Consider the following 20692-nt stretch of genomic DNA (forward strand, 5'->3'; position numbering starts at 1 on the left):
TTTATATGTGGATTTCTTACAATGAAAGATAAGAGCTATCCTATTTTGTATAGAAGAGGTGTTAGTATAGTGGCAAAAATATTAGTAGCAGGAAAAATTCCCGAAATTGGATTAGAACTATTAAAAGATCATGATGTAGAAATGTATGATAAAGAGGAGTTAATTTCTTTAGATGAATTAACAGAGCGTGTAAAAGACAAAGATGCATTGCTAAGCCTACTTTCTACAAAGGTGACAAAAGAAGTGATTGATGCGGCACCTAATTTGAAGATTGTTGCAAACTACGGTGCTGGTTACGATAATATTGATTACACGTATGCTGGAGAAAAAGGGATTGCGGTAACAAATACACCGAAAGTATCAACGGAAGCGACAGCAGAATTAACATTCGCACTTCTTTTGGCAGCTGCACGTAGAATTCCTGAAGGTGATACGTTATGTCGTACAACTGGATTTAATGGATGGGCACCGCTATTTTTCTTAGGCCGTGAAGTACATGGAAAGACAATTGGAATTATTGGACTTGGAGAAATCGGAAAGGCAGTTGCAAAGCGTGCGAAAGCGTTTGGAATGAATGTTTTATATACAGGACCAAATCGAAAGCATGAAGCTGAAAGTGAACTGGAAGCAACATATGTAACATTGGAAGAATTATTACAAACAGCAGACTTTATTACAATTAACTGTGCGTATAATCCGAAATTGCATCATATGATTGATGAAGAACAGTTTAAAATGATGAAGAAAACAGCTTATATTGTAAATGCTTCACGTGGACCAATTATGCATGAAGCTGCACTTGCTCATGCATTAAAAACGAATGAAATTGAAGGGGCAGCTCTTGACGTGTTTGAATTTGAGCCAAAGATTACTGAAGAGCTAAAAGGATTAAAGAATGTAGTACTTGCTCCTCACGTAGGAAATGCAACATTCGAAACGCGTGATGCGATGGCTGAAATGGCAGTAAGAAATATTTTAGCTGTATTAAATGGTGAAGAACCTGTAACACCTGTAAATCAAAAAGTATTCGTTACAAAATAAAAAGAAACCTTCCGGAATCGGAAGGTTTTTCTTATTTTTCTTTATTTGCTCTTTTTGATGGTCTTTGTCTAAGGAATTGAGATAGCATGTACAAAATGTATAGTGGAATAGCAATGAATAAGAAAACAGAAAAGTTCCCGAAACCTGTTTGGTACATTGTGATAATGATTCCAACTAAAAATAGTGTAATAATGATGCTATATCGTGGAATTGGTACATCTTTTAAACTTGGGATACGAATGCGGCTCACCATTAAAAATGCGAACGTTACAAATACTGTAATAAGAACGATTTTTGGAATGGTATGTGAAAATAATGTTAAGAAAGCAACAAGCCCTCCCGCTGCTGTAATCGGTACCCCAGTGAAATATTTCATTGAAGTAGAAGATGGTGTTACATTAAATCGTGCTAAACGATATGCTCCGAAAAGAGGGAATAGCCCCGCTATGTATAGTCCGATGATTCCATAATTAGAGAAAGATGTGTAATACATAAGAACAGCAGGTGCTGCACCAAATGTTACGACATCCGCAAGCGAGTCAAGCTCTTTTCCCATTTGTGAATCGACACGTAATAAACGAGCGACACGCCCATCAAGACTATCTAACATCATCCCGATAAGTACTAAAATAGCAGCTGATTTATAATATCCTAAAGATGCATAGCCGATTGACAAGAATCCACTATATAAATTTCCGAGCGTAAATAAGTTTGGAATAGCTGCTCTATACAAAATCTGATCCCTTGCTTTCTGTAATAAATTCTTAATTAGTGTATGAAAGTTTACTTATTTTATCATACCATAAATTTCTTCCTCATACGAAAGAAATTCCCAATTTGTGAAAGATTTCATAGAAGAATGATTTGAAAAATAAGTAAAAAAAGAAGCAACTTTTATAAAAGTTGCTTCTTTTACTATTCAAATTTCGTTGTCATCGTTCCGGTTTTATACCGATTGTTAGGATCGAAACGTAATAAATCTCCATAAATGAGTTTGTCGGAAAGTTTCAATTCCGTTTTTGCTTTTTCAATATTCGGTTGACATAATGAGATGTCTGCTTCTTCACCTGTATTTCGTTTATAGCACATGTTTTTTGTATACACATAATCTTCCGAAACGAAGCTACCATCACGCATTACCATAAGAGGGTCTTTTTCTTTAATAAATAGGTCAGTTCCAAATTCAACGGATTGATTTGTTTTAATACCAAGTAAATGAAGTAGCGTTGGTTTAATATCAATTTGACCAGATACTTTAGAAATGACTTTTCCTTCTTGACCAGGTACATGAATAATGAGAGGGACGCGTTGTAATTGCATAGAATCAAACGGTGTAATAGCATCTTTCCCAAGGAACTGAGCCATAGCTGCGTTATGGTTTTCAGAAATACCGTAATGATCTCCATAAATGACAATAACTGAGTTATCATACAGTCCTTCATCTTTTAATTGTTTAATAAATTGTTTAAGAGCTTCATCCGTATAACGCACGGTTGGGAAGTAACGGTTTACAACGCCACTTTCTGAATTAAACTCATCCACATATTGATCTTCTGGATTTAGAAGAAATGGAAAATGGTTTGTTAAAGTAATGAATTTTGTATAGAACGGCTGTGGTAAAGATTTTAACTTTGGAATAGATTGTTCAAAGAACTCTTTATCTTTTAAACCCCAACCGACAGACATTTGTTCTGTGCCTACGTAATCATTTAAATTAAAGTAACGATCATATCCAAGTGCAGGATACATTACATCACGATTCCAAAACGCTTTATCGTTTGAATGGAAGACAGCAGAAGAATATCCGTATTTTTTTAATTGTTCTGGTGTAGCTGTATATTCATTTGTTGCGTGAGTAAAGAATACAGAACCGCGGTCTAACGGATAAAGTGAATTTTCAACGATAAATTCAGCATCAGAAGTTTTACCTTGTCCTGTTTGATGATAGAAGTTATCGAAATAAAAGCTATCTTTAATAAATTCGTTTAAAAATGGAGTAATTTCTTTTCCATTTATTTTTTTATTAATAACAAAACTTTGTGTAGATTCCATTGAAATCAAAATTACATTTTTACCTTTTGCAGCTCCAAATAAGTTCTTATCAATTTGCTTATCTTTTGAGTCTGTATAGTTTTTAATTTCAGAGAAACCGTCCCCACTTGCAAATACACGTTCAGCTGAAGATTTTGATTGAAGCGTAATGTCGAATAGATGATATGTGTATAAACCTAAATTTTTCACGACAGTTTGACGGTCAAATGAGCGTGAGAACATTTGTGGTTTATAAATAACAGAAACAACAATTTGTAGTGCTAATAGAGCTGTTACACCGCTAAAGAAAGTTCGCTTCTCAGAGCGAGAAAGCGGCGTCTTGTCACAAAATGCCGGGAATTTACGTGAAAGAAACATTAAAATAATTGCATCTGCAAATAAAAGTAATGTTTTGTACGTAAAGAGTTCTTTTATACTTGTCCCTAAATCAGCCATATTATTTGTTTGAAATAACACTGGGAACGTAACGAAATCGTTATAAAACCCATAAAACATTGCATTTCCAAATAAAATGAATGATAGTATAAAACTAATTCCAACTATAATGCGGTTTCGGTGTTTAGATGCAAATAAAGCAAAACCGAAAAATAAAAGTAACGCAGCTAGCGGATTAATAAAAAGCATAAATTCTTCAAAGAAATTATCAATTTTAATATCAAATGCTAGCTTGTACACAATATATGTTTTTATCCATAATAAAACGACTGCAACGAGTGCGAATCGCAGTTTTGGAAACAGACGTTGTAGCATAATATACTCCTCTCCTAAAAAGCATGACGGTTCTTGTGGGCCTATTTGATTAGGGCCTCATTTTATATATACGAACAGTCCTTTATTATTATGTTTATTATACTATGAGTATCATTATACGAAAATAAAAGAGAGTTGTGGACTTTTTTATAACAATTGAGTAGAAAAAGGGCAGTAGGAGACAATAAAACGGAGTTTCTATGTATGATTATTATCGTACGCGGAAAGAATCGTGTAACAATACGGAGGTTATAATGCAAAAATTATTATATTTTATAGTATGCAGTAGTGTTATACTTTTTGCTGCACCGAGTGTGTCGGTAGCTCAATATGATGCACCTCTTATGGAAGATGCCCTTTATTCTGTGTTATTCCCGAAAATAAATAAAGCAATTGAACAACAATATGGGAGCTTGAAGCCTTATCAATGTCCTAAAATTATTAGTTTAAAAAAAGTGTATAGCGGTACATATTTATTTCAAGCAAGTATTGAAGTGACAAAGTATGAACGTGTTGCTGGGAAAATTGCGCCACCATTTGAGAAGGTAACGATTACATTTAATAATGAAGAAGGCGAATGGGAAGTGACGAAGGTTTTAGTAAAGCGCTTACCAAATGATACGAAACTAAACTGTAAAAAAACAATATAAAAAATTGTTTGACAAATAAAATGGTCCTTTGGTATTGTTAATAGCAACAATTAGATGTTTGAAAATTAAATAGACTTACCTCATCTACTCTCAAAGGTAGAGGCCGCGATAGGAAAGAGTAAGCTATGGGAGATTTAATGGAATCTGTGATCATAGGTTGAAAGGGACTATTGCCGAAATATAAGAATAACCATCTTATTCATATATTGGGACTGCATTGAATAAATGTAGTACTGTCATAAGATTTATTTTATGGAGAGCTATTTGGAGATGTTGATGCGGTTTCTTATTTTGAGGAGATAACAACTCGTTTATTTTTTCAATATATATTTTTCCTAATAAGAAACGCGTGTGAACATTGTTCCGCGCGTTTTTTGTCTATCTAAAAGCGTGCTGCAATGAATAGAAGATTGGGGTTATGAGTTTTAGAGGAAATAAGGGAGGAATTCAAATGTATTTACACGGCACAAGCCGAATCAATGGGCAAGGACACTTAGAAATTGGAGGGTGCGATACGACGCAGCTAGCAAAACAATACGGAACACCACTTTATGTATACGATGAAGAGTCAATTCGAGGAAAGTGCCGAGCGTTTCATCGTGCTTTTAAAGAAAGTGGTTTCTCTTATCAAGTAGCATATGCAAGCAAGGCGTTCTTGTGCATGGAGATGTGCCGAGTAGCTCGTGAAGAGAATATGTCATTAGATGTCGTTTCTGGAGGAGAATTATATACTGCGCTTCAAGCAGGATTTCCAGCATCACGCATTCATTTTCACGGTAATAATAAAACAGATGAAGAAATTGTGATGGCTCTTCAGGCGAATATTGGTTGTTTTGTCGTAGATAATTTTTTAGAATTAGAAATTTTGCATGATTTAGCAGTGCAACATGGGAAATTTGTGAACATATTAATTCGTGTAACGCCTGGAGTAGAGGCGCACACACATGAATATATTACAACAGGCCAAGATGATTCGAAATTTGGATTTGGTGTGTCAAATGGTCAAGCGATGCAGGCAATTGAGCTTGCTTTACAAAAATCAAATTATAACGTGTTAGGGATTCATTCACATATCGGATCACAAATATTTGAAACGGCTGGCTTTGTGCGAGCGATTGAAGTTCTTCGTCAATTTTTAGAAGAAGTGAGAGAGCGAACAAACTATGTAGTAAAAGTGCTAAATGTGGGGGGAGGATTCGGAATACGCTACACAGAGTCCGATACACCATTAACTCTTGAGACATATGTGCGAGCTGTAACAAGTGCGGTGAGAGAACAATTTACAGTATGTGAATATCCACTACCGGAAATATGGGTTGAACCAGGTCGTAGCATTGTAGGTGATGCTGGAACGACACTTTATACAGTCGGATCTGTGAAGGACATTCCGGGTATTCGGAAATATGTATCAGTGGATGGTGGGATGACTGATAATTTAAGACCTGCTTTATATAACGCTCGTTATGAAGCGATGTTAGCGAATCGAGGGAATGATGAGAACGAGGAAGTTGTTTCGATTGCAGGGAAATGCTGTGAGAGTGGAGATATGTTAATTTGGGATATTACTCTACCGAAAGTTGCTTCGGCGGATTTATTAGCAATTTCTTGTACAGGGGCATACGGGTACTCAATGGCGAATAATTATAATCGGATTCGTAGACCAGCTGTCGTCTTCGCGAAAGGTGGCACATCACAAATTGTTGTAGAGCGCGAAACATATGAAAATATTATTGGGAACGATCGCATACGCATTAAAGAACTTGTTTAAATGAGGAAAAAGGAGTTGTTCGGAGGGACAATTCCTTTTTTATAAAATAAAATAATTAAAATATATCGGAAAACTAGGATTGAAAAAAATCAGAATTGTGATAAAATACAAATACAAAGCTTATCAAGAGAAGCGGAGGGAACTGGCCCGACGAAGCTCGGCAACCTGCTTATAGAAAGCAAGGTGCTAAATCCAGCAAAATGGAATCCATTTTGAAAGATAAGGTAAAATATATTACCGAACAGTCTTTTCGAAATGGGAAAGATTTTTTTTATGAATAAAAAGGGGGGCTGTTCGCGTGAGCGTACGGGAACATTTTGAGGAAGTATCTGAGAAAATTGAAGCGATGCTTGCTGATATGAAATATGGTTCAATTACAATTGTTGTGCAAGATGGAAAAGTCATTCAATTGGAGAAAAGTGAAAAGGTACGTTTAAAGTAAAAAGCGCTGACTAGAAAAACTAGAGGCGGTTTTAACCTATTTTGATTAGGTTAAAACCGTCTTTTTGCTTTTACAGGGGGAAAAAACATGTTGACTTATGAAACGTGGGAAGACAAGAATGTTTCATTTTCAGAAGAAGATGAAACGAAAGGTGCGCTATCCGTTTTAAGTTGGGCTTATAAAGAATATGAAGGTGAAATTGTATACGCATGTAGCTTCGGAGTGGAAGGGATGGTACTGCTGCATCTTATTAACCAAGTAAATCCATCTGCTAAAGTTGTATTTTTAGATACTAACGTACATTTTCAAGAAACGTATGAATTAATTCAAAAAGTGCGGGAACGATTTCCTTTATTGAATATTATAGAAAAACAGCCAGAACTTACACTTGATGAACAAGCCGAAGCGCATGGTGACAAGCTATGGGAAAGTAATCCAAATCTCTGTTGTAAGATTAGAAAAATTTTACCTTTAGAAGAATCATTAGCGAATGAAAAAGCGTGGATATCGGGACTGAGGAGGGAACAATCAGAAACCCGTAAGCATACAAAGTTTATAAATCTAGATCATCGCTTTCAATCTATTAAAGTTTGTCCGCTCATTCATTGGACGTGGAAAGAAGTATGGAGATATGTATACAAACATAGCTTGCCTTATAACCCATTACATGACATTGGATATCCAAGTATTGGGTGTGAGAAGTGTACGTTGCCTGTAGGAGAGGGTGGCGATTCGAGAGATGGTAGATGGGCTGGGAAAGTGAAAACTGAATGTGGTCTTCATTACCAATAAGATGAATTTGAAAATAAAGCTAAGAGAGGGTATAGAAAATGAGTACAAGAAACGAATTAATAAATCGAATAGACGAGACATACGACGTATCACAAATTAAAAAAGAAATTGGGCTAGATAACATTGCGTTAAGTGATTTAGAACTATTAGCGACAGGAGGATATAGCCCGCTTACTGGTTTTTTAGGAAAGAAAGATTATGATTCGGTTGTAGAAACGCTTCGTTTAGCTAATGGGAGCGTTTGGAGTATACCCATTACATTACCAGTAACAGAAGAAGTAGCAGAGACGCTAAAAGCTGGAGAGGAAGTAAAACTTGTTAACCGTGGAAATGTATATGGTGTTATTCAAATAGAAGATATTTTTGTGCCTGATAAGGAAAAAGAAGCGTTACTAGTGTATAAAACGACGGATGAGGCTCATCCTGGAGTGAAAAAATTATACGAAAGACCGAACGTTTACGTCGGAGGAGCTATTGTTCTTACGAAACGTTTTGAAAATAATCCGTTTCCTGCTTATCATTTAGATCCAATTGAAACGAGAGAAGAATTTAAAAAACGTGGTTGGAAAACAGTAGTTGGATTCCAAACGAGAAATCCGGTACATCGTGCCCATGAATATATTCAAAAATCTGCTCTTGAAATTGTAGATGGCCTCTTTTTAAATCCGCTCGTTGGGGAAACGAAGTCGGATGATATTCCTGCTGATGTAAGAATGGAAAGTTATGAAGTATTACTTCAAAACTACTATCCGAAAGATCGTGTCTTTTTAAGTGTATTTCCTGCAGCAATGCGTTACGCAGGGCCGAGGGAAGCGATATTCCATGCGTTAGTCAGAAAGAATTTTGGATGCACCCACTTTATCGTAGGGCGCGATCATGCTGGGGTAGGAGATTATTATGGTACTTATGAAGCGCAAGAAATTTTTACAAACTTTACAGTGGAAGAGTTAGGGATTACGCCATTATTTTTTGAACATAGTTTTTACTGTACGAAATGTGAAGCGATGGCTTCGACGAAAACATGCCCGCATGGAAAAGAAGATCATGTCATCTTATCAGGTACGAAAGTAAGAGAACTATTAAGAAACGGTGAGGTTCCGCCAAGTACATTTAGTCGTAAAGAGGTAGTAGAGGTACTAATTAAAGGATTGAAAAAAGAAGTAGTAACAGAATAGGGAGAGAATGAAATGGATACGAATATTACTTGGCATACAGCTTCTGTTTCAAAAGATGAGAGAAGAGTGAAGAATGGGCATCATAGTTTTGTAATTTGGTTTACTGGTTTATCAGCTTCGGGTAAATCTACAGTAGCAAACGCGGTTGCTCGTAAACTATTTGAAAAGAATATTGGAAACTATGTACTTGATGGAGATAATATACGTCACGGTTTAAATAAAGACTTAGGTTTTTCTGAAAGTGATCGTATGGAAAATATAAGACGGATTGGCGAAGTGGCGAAGTTATTTGTAGATCAAGGGACTGTTGTTCTTACAGCGTTTATTTCACCGTTTCGAGTAGACCGAAAACAAGTTAGAGATCTATTAGCTGCAGATGAATTTATAGAAGTGTTTGTAAAATGTCCAATTGAAGAGTGTGAGAAACGTGATCCGAAAGGGCTTTATAAAAAAGCAAGAAAAGGTGATATTAAAGACTTTACAGGTATCGATTCACCGTATGAGGAACCAGAGAAAGCGGAATTAATTGTACAAACGCACAAGTATTCTATTGAAGAATGTGCAGAACAAATCGTGAAGTACTTACAAGAGCGTAGTTTTATATAGGGGGATAAAAAATGAGTTATGAAAAAGTATGGGCTAACAATGAAAAATTAAATCAAACTGAGAAAAATAAATTAAAAAAAGATGGATTGGAAATCTTTAATGACATTCCTTACTATGCAGAGAATGGCTTCGAATCTATTCCGAAAGAAGAGTGGGACGCATTCAAATGGGCAGGGTTGTATTTACAAAGACCGAAAGAAGCTGGTTATTTTATGATGCGTGTAAATATTCCTTCTGGGATTATTACGAATGCACAGGCAGAAGTGCTTGCTTCTATCGCTGAGGATTATGGACGTGACGTAATAGATATTACGACAAGACAGGCAATTCAGTTTCATTGGTTAGAAATTCATCAAATTCCAGATATTTTTAAAAGATTAGCAAGAGTTGGGTTATCTTCAGCTGGGGCGTGTGGTGATATAACGCGTAATATTACAGGGAATCCACTTGCTGGCATTGATGCAAATGAACTATTTGATACCACTAGTATTGTAAAAGAAGTATATGATTATTTCCAACATAATGAAGAGTTTTCTAACTTACCACGTAAATTTAAAATGTCTATTAGTTCTAACATTTATAATTCAGCAAACGCAGAGATTAACTGCGTTGCATTTACACCTGCAACGAAAGAGATAGATGGTGAGAAAAAAGTTGGTTTTCATATAAAAGTAGGCGGTGGGTTATCAGCCCGTCCGTATTTAGCTGATGAATTAGATGTATTCATTTTACCAGAAGAAGTGAAAGCGGTAGCGATTGCGATTGCTACGATATTCCGTGATTTTGGATATCGCGAAAAACGTCATTTAGCTCGTTTGAAATTTCTTGTTGCAGACTGGGGAGCAGAGAAGTTTAAAGAGAAACTAATAGAATATACAGGACCATTACAAAGTAAAGGAGAAAGTGCTCTCAAAGGCTGGAATGCGGGATACTTTTATGGTGTCCAAGAGCAAAAACAAGATGGACTAAAATATGTAGGTTTTAATGTGCCAGTAGGGCGCCTACATGCAGAAGAAATGTTTGAGATTGCAAGAATAGCAAAACAATATGGAAATGGACAAATTCGTACATGTAATTCGCAAAACCTCATTATTCCGAATGTTCCGCCGGAAAATGTAACGGGCTTACTAAATGAGCCGTTGTTTGAAGCGATATCAGCAAATCCGAAATCGTTTATTGGTCACGCGGTTTCTTGTACTGGTATTGAATATTGCAATCTTGCTTTAGTAGAAACGAAAGAAAGATTACGAAAAATTGCCGAATACTTAGATACACAAATTGCACTTGATGTTCCGGTTCGTATTCATATGGTAGGATGCCCGAATTCATGTGGTCAACGTCAAATTGCTGATATTGGATTGCAAGGTGTAAAAATGAAAACGAAGGAAAAAGGAATTGTTGAAGCATTTGAAATATATGTAGGTGGAACGTTGTTAGATGGTGGTGCTTATAATCAAAAGTTAAAAGGAAAAATAGATGGCGAGGATCTACCTGATGTACTCGCATCATTTATACGTTATTTCAAAGAAAATAAATTACCAGCTGAAACGTTTTATGATTTTGTAGGCCGTGTGGGTGTAGAGACATTACAAATAGCATTAAATAACGTGTTAGAAGAAGTAATAGCGTCTTAGGAGGGGCAATATGGATTTATATCGATTTGAAGCGGTATTAGTGAATAGCATTGTTCCAATTGTTGTTGTTGCTGAAAGTGAAGAGCAGGCATTTAAGATGGCGGAGATTGAGCTTGAAAAACATTTTTTACCGTTACCAGAGGTAAAGGAGATTGCTTTATTTGAAAAAAAGAAGATTCGAAAAAGCGCGGCCTTTGTTATTCATGAGTAAGGAACATTGAAATATGAAGAAATGAAAACTTCCATTCATATATAAGGATGGAAGTTTCACTTTAATAGTAGAAATGAGGAGAGATGATGGGAAAAGTATATATCGTTGGAGCGGGTCCTGGGGATCCAGATTTAATTACTGTAAAAGGGTTGAAATGTATTGAGAAGGCAGATGTTATTTTATACGACCGTCTTGTGAATAAAGAGTTGCTTTCACACGCAAAGCCTGACGCGGATTTAATTTATTGCGGGAAACTCCCGAATTATCACACGATGAAGCAAGAAACAATTAATACATTTCTTATTAAGTATGCGAAAAAAGGAAAAGTTGTAACGAGGCTTAAGGGAGGCGATCCATTTGTGTTTGGTAGAGGGGGAGAAGAAGCTGAAGCGTTAGCAAAGCAAGGTGTACCATTTGAAATTGTTCCTGGTATTTCAGCTGGAATAGCTGCTCCTGCTTATGCAGGCATTCCAGTGACACATCGTGATGCAAGTGCAAGCTTTGCTATTGTGACAGGGCATAGGAAAGAAGATGCTGCAGAGGAAGTGAAGTGGGAAAATTTAGCGAAAGGTGTAGAGACTTTAGCTGTATATATGGGGGTTAGCAATTTACCCTACATATGTGAACAACTGATGAAGCATGGAAAAGATAAAAGTACGCCTGCTGCTATTATTGAGCGGGGAACGACATCTATGCAGCGCACAGTTGTTGGGACGTTAGGAACAATTGTAGATGTTGCGAAAAAAGAACAAATTCAAAATCCGAGCATGATTGTAATTGGAGAAGTCGTCCGTTTTAGAGAAAAAATCCATTGGTTTGAGAAACAGACAGAAAGTACGTATCAAGTAAGCGGAGTGTTATAAAATGAAAGCCATCTTATATATATGTCATGGAAGTCGCTTGAAAGCAGCGAAAGAAGAAGCGGTTGCATTTATTACGTCATGTATGAACCGTATAGATGCAAGTATTCAAGAAATTTGTTTTTTAGAGTTAGCGAGTCCAACTATTGATGAAGGGTTCCGTACATGTGTGAAGCGTGGTGCTACAGAGATTATTGTTATTCCCGTTTTTTTATTAGCCGCAGGTCATGTAAAAAAAGATATCCCGTTTGAATTAGAAAAGTTATCTAATCAATTTTTGAATGTTAAAGTGACCTATGGTAATCCGTTTGGTGTATCAGAAACACTTGTTAAATCGGTGTATAGCGGAAGTGGCATTGAACAGGAAGGTAACAATGAAGTGACGTTACTTCTCGTTGCAAGAGGGAGCAGTGATCCTGAAGTGTTAAGAGATATAAACTGGATCGCTTCTTTATTTCAAACGGAAGAGAAGATTAAGAAAGTAGAAGTTTGTTATTTAGCGGCTGCAGAGCCAAAATTTGAGGAGAAGTTAAAGGAAGTTGTAGAACGAAAAGAAAAGAATATCGTTGTACTGCCTTACTTGTTATTTACAGGTTTGCTTATGAAGCATATTGAAAAAGAAGTACGTCAATATGAGCTAGATGAGATAAAAATAAGTCCATATTTAGGAAAGAATGAAGCGTTTCAGTATATGTTAATTCAGAAAACGAAGAAATTATTGAAGGGAGATCAATATGTATCCACTTACAGTGCGAGTTGAGAAGAAACGTGTTGTTGTCATTGGCGGGGGAAAAGTTGCGGGATTTAAAATTATTCCTTTACTAAAACAAGGTGCAGATATAGTTGTAGTAAGTCCTGAATTGGATGCGAATTTAGTAAAATTTGTAGAAGAAAAGAAAATTCGTTGGTATCAAAGGGAGTATGAAAAAAGTGATATTAAAGACGCTTTTTTAGTTGTTGCAGCGAGTAGTGATGCTGTATTAAATGAACAAATTGCTGAAGATGCCGCAGAGAATCAATTAGTAAATGTTATTACGAATCCGGAAAGTGGTAATGTTCATTTTCCGGCAGCAATTCATCGTGGATTACTGAATGTGGCAGTTTCTACTGGAGGAGCGAGCCCAAAACTTGCCAAAAAAATTCGTGATGATATCGCAAATAAATATGATGAGACGTATGAATCATATCTTGATTTTTTATACGAAGTTAGAATAAAAGTGAAAGAATTACAAATAGAGAAAAGGCAGAGAAATATATTGTTGCAAGAGGTATTAAAGTCGATATATGTTCAAAATGAACAAAAAAGAGAATTGTTTTTACAAGAATTAGAGAGAAAAGTTCGTATAGGATAATGAATAAATTGTACTTTACAACTATAAGAATATAATTTATAATCACAAGTAACTTCAATAGATGAAATCGATGAGCAAGAAGAGTATGTATATTTGATACGTTCAGAGAGCTGGGGTAAGGTGTGAGCCCGGTACGATAAAATATACAGAATGGGCTTGCGAGAGGTATGTTGAACATTGTAGTAGGCAACCCGGGTTCCGCCGTTAAAAGGATAGAGTATCGGAGTTTTTCCTGTACTTGAATAAGTGGGATTTATCAATCCAATTGAGGTGGTACCACGGTATTAATATTACATATATCGTCCTCTACATGCATATTTGCGTGTAGGGGACTTTTTTATTTTCTAAAGGAGGTGTGCGAGTATGAAATGAAAGTGTATAATTAATAAAAGTTTAAATATTCAGAAAAGGAGAATTTATGATGAAAGAAACACAGCAATGGACGTCGAAAATAGGCTTTGTACTCGCAGCAGCCGGAGCCGCAGTAGGTCTTGGTGCGATATGGAAATTTCCATATGTTGCAGGTAATGGCGGGGGAGGCGCATTCTTCCTTGTGTTTTTACTATTAACTTTATTTATAGGTATGCCGCTTCTTATAGCTGAATTTGTTATTGGACGTAGTACACAAAAAGAGGCAGTTACTGCGTATAAAGTATTAGTGCCAAATAGCAAGTTATATCCTTGGATTGGTCGTATGGGAGTTGTTACTTGTTTTAGTGTACTATCTTTTTATAGTGTTGTAGGTGGATGGATTTTACTTTACTTATACTATAGTGTGACAGGAAGTTTCTGGAATGGAGTGACTGATTATGGGCAATTATTCGGTGAGACGATTTCAAATCCAGTAAGCGCGATTGGAGCGCAATTTATCTTTATGCTTTGTACGATTTTTGTCGTAAGTAAAGGTGTAGAGAAAGGGATAGAAAAGGCAAGTAAGTATATGATGCCGCTATTATTTATTTTATTTATTGCGATCATTGTTCGTGCGTTAACACTTGATGGTGCTATGGCTGGGGTAGAGTTCTTCTTAAAACCAGATTTTTCAAAGCTGACAGCAGATACGATTTTATATGCGATGGGACAATCGTTCTTCTCGCTAACAGTAGGGGCCTCAGTAATGGTAACGTATAGTTCATATTTAAAGAAAGAAGAACATTTAGCGAAATCAGCAACATCTATTGTAAGTTTAACTGTTTTTGTTACAGTACTTGCAGGATTAGCGATTTTCCCGGCGATTTTCGCGTTAGGTGTTAAGCCGACTGAAGGGCCAGGGTTACTATTTATCGTCCTTCCAGCAGTATTTGCGAAAATACCATTTGGACAATTTTTCTTCATTATGTTTTTAGTATTATTCTTCTTTGCAACGTTAACATCTGCGATTTCCATGCTTGAAATTGTAGTAGCATCTGTTGCGAAGGGAAATGAGAAGAAGCGTCCGTCAGCATCATTATTAATTGGTATTCTAATTTTTGCAGTTGGAATTCCGTCAGCTCTATCGTTTGGAATTATGAGTGATGTGAAAATATTTGGGAAAACATTCTTTGACTTAGTCGACTTCTCAGTAAGTAACGTATTACTGCCGTTAGGGGTACTAGCCATTTCGTTATTCGTACCAAATAAAATGAGTAAGGAAATGTTAATGAAAGAATTAGAAGTTACGGAAACGAAAGGGAAAACATTATTTAATATTTGGTTCTTCTTACTTCGTTATGTTATTCCAGTAACTGTAATTATTGTGTTTTTAAATGTGATAGGCGTATTTAAAATGTTTGCATAATAAAAAGACGGAGAAATCTCCGTCTTTTTATTATGTTGTAGGTGTATTTAATAAGCGATTATATGCTTTATAGGCTGTGACGACTGCGAGGAATGATCCAATTAAAAATAATGCTGAGCCACCAAATGTAAATAGCCGGCCAATGTAAGTTTCTCTAGCTTCTTCTATTTTTTGTTGTAATTGTGTATTCATATGATTCACCCCGTAAAATATAGGCATTTAGTTGTAGTCTATGTGGAATGCCTATAATGTGTGAAGTGGAAATGAAAAACCTCGGTATGCACCGAGGTTTTTTTTATAATCCGATATAAGGAGATGGGTCAACTGCGTTTGTCTTGCCAACATTCCATTCTCCAAGATGAAGTTCGAAGTGTAAATGTTGTCCGTATGATTGGCCAGTATTCCCCATAAATCCAAGTTGAGTTCCTTGTTTTACAGTTTGTCCATTCGATACAGAACGACTACTCATATGAGCATATACTGTTGTGTATGTTTTTCCGTTAATACGGTGAGATAAGTACACAACATTTCCGTAACTAGATGATAATTCTGAGCGAATAACAACGCCATCTGCAGCGGCAATAATTGGAACAGTTCCTGAAGCAGCGATATCGATTCCTTTATGGTTATCTATAGAGCGCACGCCAAAACCAGAAGTTTTTGATCCAGCTGCTGGTTTAATAAATCCACCGACGTTTGTATCGTGAGGTACTGGAGCAGCTTGAGCTGATTGGGCAGATGAGGCTGCTTGTTTACGAGCTTCCTCTGCCTTACGTGCCTCTTCAGCTTTACGAGCTTCTTCTGCGCGTTTTTCTTCTTCAATTGCCTTTTGAACAGCTTGACGCTGATTTTCTAAAATACCTTTAGATTCTTCTAATCCTTCAATCTCTGAATCTACTTTTGCGACTTTCGTATGTAAATCGCTAATAAAGGTTTGCTGCTGCTGTTGATTCGCTTGCAACTCTTGTTGTTTTTGAACTAATTTCTGTTCGGCTTCTTTTAATTGTTGCTCTTTTTTCTCGACAGCCTCTTTTTCCTTCGTCACAGCATTTTGATCAGTTGTTTGTTTTTTCACAATATCGGTATCGTTGTTTAAAATTAAACTGACAGAGTACATATTATCAACGAGATCAGCAATGTTTGCAGAATTTGTTAATACTTCTGTAATGATATTTGTGCGAGGTTTTTCTTGCATAGATTGTAAACGTTGCTTAATAACTTCCTGACGCGTATCTATGTTTGTTTGTAATTGCTCTATATGTTTCTTTTTTTCAGTAATTACTTGTTGTGTTTTACTAATTTCTTTTTTGGTATCGTTTAATTCAGTTTCGTTTTTATTAATAGAAGTAGTTAAATCGTCAATTTTCTTTTGTAATTCTTGAATTTCTTTTTCTATTTGTTCTTTCTCGGCTGATTTATTTTGTAAGTCACTTTGTTTTCCTTCTAATTCAGATTGAATATTAGATAATTTATCTTGATTCGTTTCAGCGTATGTGGGTGAAAGTAGTGGAGAAACAAAAATCGTTCCTGCTGCTAAAACACTAAACGCTGCAAATTTCTTTTTCATTGTTGTCTAGCTCCTTCCCTATGAATGTTATATATCATAAGAAGAAGAGTGTCTATCGTTGTAACCATAATGTAAAGAAAATTTTATAAAATTGCTAAGTTTTGTCGGAATTTATCATTTTTTTACGGTAATTGTAATGGTGATTCTATTTTTTAGTTTGTGTAACAAAGGTGTGTTCTGGATTACTTTTTGTTAAATAAAGGAATAAACGGGGTTGTTTTATGTAGTGAAATTTGATTTGGAAACTCAATAAAATACTAGTAAGGAATCGTTCTCATGTGAGGTTTTCTGACATGAGTTTTGTTTTTGTCAAGAAAATTATTTGTGTTCGGGCAAACTTATTTTGTTGTCAGATTTTAAATTTTGATTTATGATTTTTAACAGGGACAAAATGTAGTGAATTGTCGAATAATATGTAATACTCTTAATTTCAAGTTTTATAGATATAGAATGAGAGGTAGAGTGACACATCGAAGAGGGGGTTACAACAAATATGAAAAGAATAGGACTTGCATGGCAAATTTTAATAGGGCTTGCGCTTGGTATTGCAGTTGGAGCGATTTTCTTTGGCAATCCGGCAGTGGTGAGTTACTTACAACCAATTGGTGATATTTTCATCCGATTAATTAAAATGATCGTTGTACCGATTGTTGTAGCAAGTATTGTTGTTGGGGTTGCTGGTGTTGGCGATGTAAAAAAATTAGGCCGACTAGGCGGAAAAACAATTATTTACTTTGAAATTATTACAACAATTGCAATTATTGTTGGTCTATTAATTGCGAATATTTTCCAACCGGGAAAAGGCGTAAATATGGATCAGTTAACGAAGACAGATATTTCGAAATATACACATACGACAGAGCAAGTACAAAGTCATTCATTTGCAGATACATTTGTAAATATTGTTCCAACGAACATTATGAAGTCATTAGCTGACGGAGATATGCTTGCTATTATCTTCTTCTCTGTATTATTTGGTTTAGGGGTAGCTGCAATTGGTGAAAGAGGAAGACCGGTTCTTCAATTTTTCCAAGGTGTAGCTGATGCAATGTTTTATGTAACAAACCAAGTTATGAAATTTGCACCATTTGGTGTATTCGCACTAATTGGTGTTACAGTTTCTACATTTGGTCTTGCTTCATTAATTCCATTAGGGAAATTACTAATTGTAGTATACGGAGCAATGATTTTCTTCGTTGTAGTTGTCTTAGGACTTACAGCGAAAATATTTGGAATTAACATTTTCCAATTCTTTAAAATTTTAAAAGACGAACTGATCTTAGCGTATTCAACAGCAAGTTCAGAAACAGTTTTACCGAAAATTATGGAGAAAATGGAAAAGTTCGGTTGTCCGAAAGCAATTACATCTTTCGTTATTCCGACAGGTTATTCCTTTAACTTAGATGGATCAACTTTATATCAAGCAATTGCAGCTCTTTTCTTAGCACAAATGTACGGTATTGATTTATCTATTACACAACAAATTACATTATTACTTGTATTGATGGTTACATCAAAAGGTATTGCGGGTGTACCGGGCGTATCATTCGTTGTATTATTAGCGACACTTGGTACAGTAGGTATTCCAGCTGAAGGTTTAGCCTTCATCGCCGGTATTGACCGTATTTTAGATATGGCTCGTACAGCAGTTAACGTTGTAGGTAACTCTTTAGCAGCTGTAGTTATGTCTAAGTGGGAAGGTCAGTATGATGCTGAAAAAGGACAAGCCTATTTGGAGGAAATTTCCAATAAGCAAGCAGCTTAATTATAATTTGAAAAAGCTCTCACATAATATGTGGGAGCTTTTCTATATAGAAGGGGAGCGGAAGTAATGAAACGTAAATATGGTGACGGTTCTTCGTGGAAGCGACTAATAGAGAAAGATTATACGGTTAAGCAAATAGAAGAGGGAATGCTAGGAATACTGGAAATAAAAAAAGTGAGAGAACCTAATTGTAAAGAATATGATGGTGAAGAACTTTGTATTGCAGGGAATCAGTATACGTGGATTCAATATTTCATAAACGGGAAAAACTTTGCGATTACTGCTATGTTAGATGATCAGAAAAAATTAGTGCAGTATTATATCGATGTGGCGAAAGAATATGGAATAGACGACCGTGGTTTACCATATTTTGATGATTTATATTTAGATGTAGTGTTATTACCGAATGGTAAAATGTATGTATTGGACGAAGATGAGCTAGAGGATGCTTATAAAAGTAGCGATGTTACAAAAGAAGAGTATGAGTTAGCATGGTACACTACGAAATGGATCATAGCTGCAATAAAAAATAGTGAATTTTATTGGATTTCAATATTGGAAGAAGAAATCAAAAAGTTGAAATGATTATTGTATTCAAATTTTTGTATAATTACCAAAAAAATCTATACAAAAAATAATTGACTTTTGTTTTGTAAGCGAGTAAAGTTAGGGAAGAAATTATTATTAAAAAATAAATATGAAACCTTCTTATAAAGAGAGGCGGAGGGACTGGCCCTACGATGCCTCGGCAGCGGACTCGATTTCAGAGTGCTGTGCCAAATCCAGCAAGCATATGCTTGAAAGATGAGAAGAGCGTTTCTTATAGATGTATAAGACCTCTTCTTGTTGGAAGAGGTCTTTTGTTATTCATTAGAAAAAGGTTGAAACTAGGGAGAGATGGTACTTTGAAAGAAACGAGAGGAAATGGTTTGGCATTATTACCACTTGGGATATTTTTGGGGCTATTTATTGGTTCTGGAATTATTACAGGTGATTTCTATAAATTGCCGATACTTGTAGCAATTTCAATTGCTGTAGGAGTCGCTTTAGCGATGAATCGTAAAGAAAGTTTTCATGTAAAAGTGGAACGATTTGCTAAAGGTGCAGGGAACCCAGATATTATGATTATGGTTCTGATTTTTGTACTGGCAGGAGCGTTTTCTGAAACAGCAAAAGGGATGGGTGGCGTTGATTCTACAGTTAACTTAGCGTTATCCATTTTACCACAAGGATTTATCGTAGCTGGCATTTTCGTTATAGGAGCATTTATTTCATTAGCGATGGGAACTTCAATGGGAACAATTGCTGCATTAGCACCAATTGCTGTAGGTATTAGTGGGCAAACTGATATCTCAATTGCACTTACGATGGCTACTGTTGTTGGCGGAGCGATGTTTGGCGATAACTTATCATTTATTTCAGATACAACAATCGCAGCTGTACGTTCACAAGGAACAGAAATGAAAGATAAGTTTAAAACGAACTTTTTAATTGTATTACCAGCAGCAATTATTACAATTGTCCTATTAGTAATCATTACTTTAGGGAGCGATACGCAGATTAAAGCGCATAGCTTTGACTGGATAAAGATTTTACCGTATGCAGGAGTACTTATTACAGCGTTACTTGGTTGGAATGTACTTATCGTGTTAACTGGTGGAACTGTACTATCTGGGATTATCGGTCTTTTAGATGGAAGTTATACGTTAGAGAGTTTCTTTAAAAGTGTAACGACTGGAATGGGCGGTATGATGGAGTTAGTATTACTTGCTATTTTAATTGGTGGTATGGTCGAATTGATTCAATATAATGGTGGCATTCAATATTTAATGAATATTTTAACGCGTAACATTCGTTCAAAAAAAGGAGCGGAGTTCGGTATCGCTGGTTTAGTAGGTATGACGAATATGTGTACAGCGAATAATACAATTTCTATTATATTTACAGGTCCGCTTGCGAAAAACATTGCAGATCAATATGAAATTGATCCTCGAAAATCAGCGAGTGTATTAGATCTTTTCTCATGCTGTGTGCAAGGATTAATTCCGTATGGTGCGCAAATGTTAACAGCAGCAGGATTTGCGGCGTTATCTCCAATTGAACTGTTACCATATGCGTTTTATCCGATCTTAGTTGGAGTATGTGGAATCATTTCTATATTAATTGGTTTTCCGAGGTTTTCTAAAGTAGCGGAAAAGAAAGAATATCATAAAACAGCATAATGAAAATGAAGTGTATGAAAAGCAACGA

20 protein-coding genes, 3 riboswitches and 1 other annotated feature are annotated in these 20692 nt (G+C 35.9%); of the genes, 16 read left to right on the plus strand and 4 right to left on the minus strand.

All coding sequences use genetic code 11. The features are described 5' to 3' along the window. The first annotated feature begins 69 nt into the window (after positions 1–69). Positions 70–1041, plus strand: coding sequence for a 2-hydroxyacid dehydrogenase family protein (locus AC2CGR_RS02440; RefSeq protein WP_240687556.1), 972 nt, complete (start codon positions 70–72; stop codon positions 1039–1041). 31 nt (positions 1042–1072) lie between these two features. Here the strand turns inward: AC2CGR_RS02440 and pssA are convergent, their stop codons facing one another. Further along, positions 1073–1774, minus strand: coding sequence for a CDP-diacylglycerol--serine O-phosphatidyltransferase (gene pssA, locus AC2CGR_RS02445; RefSeq protein ID WP_000285422.1), 702 nt, complete (start codon positions 1772–1774; stop codon positions 1073–1075). 182 nt (positions 1775–1956) lie between these two features. Beyond that, entirely contained in the window at positions 1957–3843 is a 1887-nt protein-coding gene (locus AC2CGR_RS02450) for an LTA synthase family protein (protein ID WP_087964679.1), read from the minus strand. 254 nt (positions 3844–4097) lie between these two features. Between AC2CGR_RS02450 and AC2CGR_RS02455 the strand changes: the two genes are divergently transcribed. The 12 genes from AC2CGR_RS02455 (at position 4098) to AC2CGR_RS02510 (ending at position 15110) form a co-directional block, all read left to right on the plus strand. Next, positions 4098–4493: a DUF3888 domain-containing protein gene (locus tag AC2CGR_RS02455; protein WP_029440633.1), complete on the plus strand. Its 396-nt coding sequence runs from the start codon at positions 4098–4100 to the stop codon at positions 4491–4493. Positions 4494–4582: 89 nt separating this feature from the next. Then, positions 4583–4764, plus strand: a riboswitch (Lysine riboswitch). A gap of 180 nt (positions 4765–4944) precedes the next feature. Next, a complete protein-coding gene (lysA, locus tag AC2CGR_RS02460; protein ID WP_029440634.1) occupies positions 4945–6261 on the plus strand; it encodes a diaminopimelate decarboxylase in 1317 nt (438 codons plus the stop codon). Between the two features lie 117 nt (positions 6262–6378). Then, a riboswitch (SAM riboswitch) is annotated at positions 6379–6487 on the plus strand. 72 nt (positions 6488–6559) lie between these two features. Continuing rightward, complete coding sequence (locus AC2CGR_RS02465) at positions 6560–6703, plus strand: YezD family protein (RefSeq protein WP_000116161.1); 144 nt, start codon at positions 6560–6562, stop codon at positions 6701–6703. A gap of 87 nt (positions 6704–6790) precedes the next feature. Continuing rightward, positions 6791–7495: a phosphoadenylyl-sulfate reductase gene (locus tag AC2CGR_RS02470; RefSeq protein ID WP_484480480.1), complete on the plus strand. Its 705-nt coding sequence runs from the start codon at positions 6791–6793 to the stop codon at positions 7493–7495. Positions 7496–7533: 38 nt separating this feature from the next. Beyond that, complete coding sequence (gene sat, locus AC2CGR_RS02475) at positions 7534–8670, plus strand: sulfate adenylyltransferase (RefSeq protein ID WP_087964682.1); 1137 nt, start codon at positions 7534–7536, stop codon at positions 8668–8670. Between the two features lie 12 nt (positions 8671–8682). After that, complete coding sequence (gene cysC, locus AC2CGR_RS02480) at positions 8683–9276, plus strand: adenylyl-sulfate kinase (protein ID WP_000380508.1); 594 nt, start codon at positions 8683–8685, stop codon at positions 9274–9276. 11 nt (positions 9277–9287) lie between these two features. Beyond that, the gene (locus tag AC2CGR_RS02485; RefSeq protein WP_484480481.1) at positions 9288–10910 is read left to right on the plus strand and encodes a nitrite/sulfite reductase; all 1623 of its coding nucleotides are present in this window, start codon (positions 9288–9290) and stop codon (positions 10908–10910) included. Positions 10911–10920: 10 nt separating this feature from the next. Continuing rightward, positions 10921–11121: a DUF3906 family protein gene (locus AC2CGR_RS02490; RefSeq protein ID WP_000366912.1), complete on the plus strand. Its 201-nt coding sequence runs from the start codon at positions 10921–10923 to the stop codon at positions 11119–11121. A gap of 86 nt (positions 11122–11207) precedes the next feature. After that, positions 11208–11984: a uroporphyrinogen-III C-methyltransferase gene (gene cobA, locus AC2CGR_RS02495; protein WP_484480482.1), complete on the plus strand. Its 777-nt coding sequence runs from the start codon at positions 11208–11210 to the stop codon at positions 11982–11984. 1 nt (position 11985) lies between these two features. Beyond that, positions 11986–12741, plus strand: a complete 756-nt coding sequence (locus AC2CGR_RS02500) for a sirohydrochlorin chelatase (protein WP_087964686.1) — start codon at positions 11986–11988, stop codon at positions 12739–12741. Then, complete coding sequence (locus AC2CGR_RS02505; protein ID WP_087964687.1) at positions 12716–13333, plus strand: NAD(P)-binding protein; 618 nt, start codon at positions 12716–12718, stop codon at positions 13331–13333. The genes AC2CGR_RS02500 and AC2CGR_RS02505 overlap by 26 nt, the downstream gene beginning before the upstream one ends. 61 nt (positions 13334–13394) lie before the next feature. Continuing rightward, positions 13395–13643: a binding site (T-box leader), on the plus strand. A gap of 111 nt (positions 13644–13754) precedes the next feature. Beyond that, complete coding sequence (locus AC2CGR_RS02510) at positions 13755–15110, plus strand: sodium-dependent transporter (protein WP_029440642.1); 1356 nt, start codon at positions 13755–13757, stop codon at positions 15108–15110. Positions 15111–15140: 30 nt separating this feature from the next. Here AC2CGR_RS02510 and AC2CGR_RS02515 read toward each other — a convergent pair whose 3' ends face one another. Together AC2CGR_RS02515 and AC2CGR_RS02520 are read right to left on the minus strand one after the other, a co-directional pair. Then, positions 15141–15302 (minus strand): hypothetical protein, encoded by a 162-nt coding sequence (locus AC2CGR_RS02515; RefSeq protein WP_001096005.1) that lies wholly within the window; start codon positions 15300–15302, stop codon positions 15141–15143. A 103-nt stretch (positions 15303–15405) separates the two neighbouring features. Further along, positions 15406–16677 carry a murein hydrolase activator EnvC family protein gene (locus tag AC2CGR_RS02520; protein ID WP_087964689.1) on the minus strand — a complete coding sequence of 424 codons (1272 nt, stop codon included), beginning with the start codon at positions 16675–16677 and terminating at the stop codon, positions 15406–15408. A 493-nt stretch (positions 16678–17170) separates the two neighbouring features. Here AC2CGR_RS02520 and gltP point away from each other — a divergent pair, with 493 nt between their 5' ends. The 3 genes from gltP to AC2CGR_RS02535 all read left to right on the plus strand — a co-directional run bounded on the left by gltP (position 17171) and on the right by AC2CGR_RS02535 (position 20664). Beyond that, positions 17171–18442 (plus strand): glutamate/aspartate:proton symporter GltP, encoded by a 1272-nt coding sequence (gltP, locus tag AC2CGR_RS02525; protein ID WP_070805591.1) that lies wholly within the window; start codon positions 17171–17173, stop codon positions 18440–18442. 66 nt (positions 18443–18508) lie between these two features. After that, positions 18509–19027, plus strand: coding sequence for a ribonuclease FAU-1 family protein (locus AC2CGR_RS02530; protein ID WP_087964690.1), 519 nt, complete (start codon positions 18509–18511; stop codon positions 19025–19027). Positions 19028–19147: 120 nt separating this feature from the next. After that, a riboswitch (SAM riboswitch) is annotated at positions 19148–19253 on the plus strand. A gap of 94 nt (positions 19254–19347) precedes the next feature. Further along, on the plus strand, positions 19348–20664 hold the full coding sequence (locus tag AC2CGR_RS02535; RefSeq protein ID WP_087964691.1) for a Na+/H+ antiporter NhaC family protein: 1317 nt from the start codon (positions 19348–19350) through the stop codon (positions 20662–20664). The last annotated feature ends 28 nt before the right edge of the window (positions 20665–20692 follow it).

Source organism: Bacillus sp. LSHTCR4 (assembly GCF_057197025.1).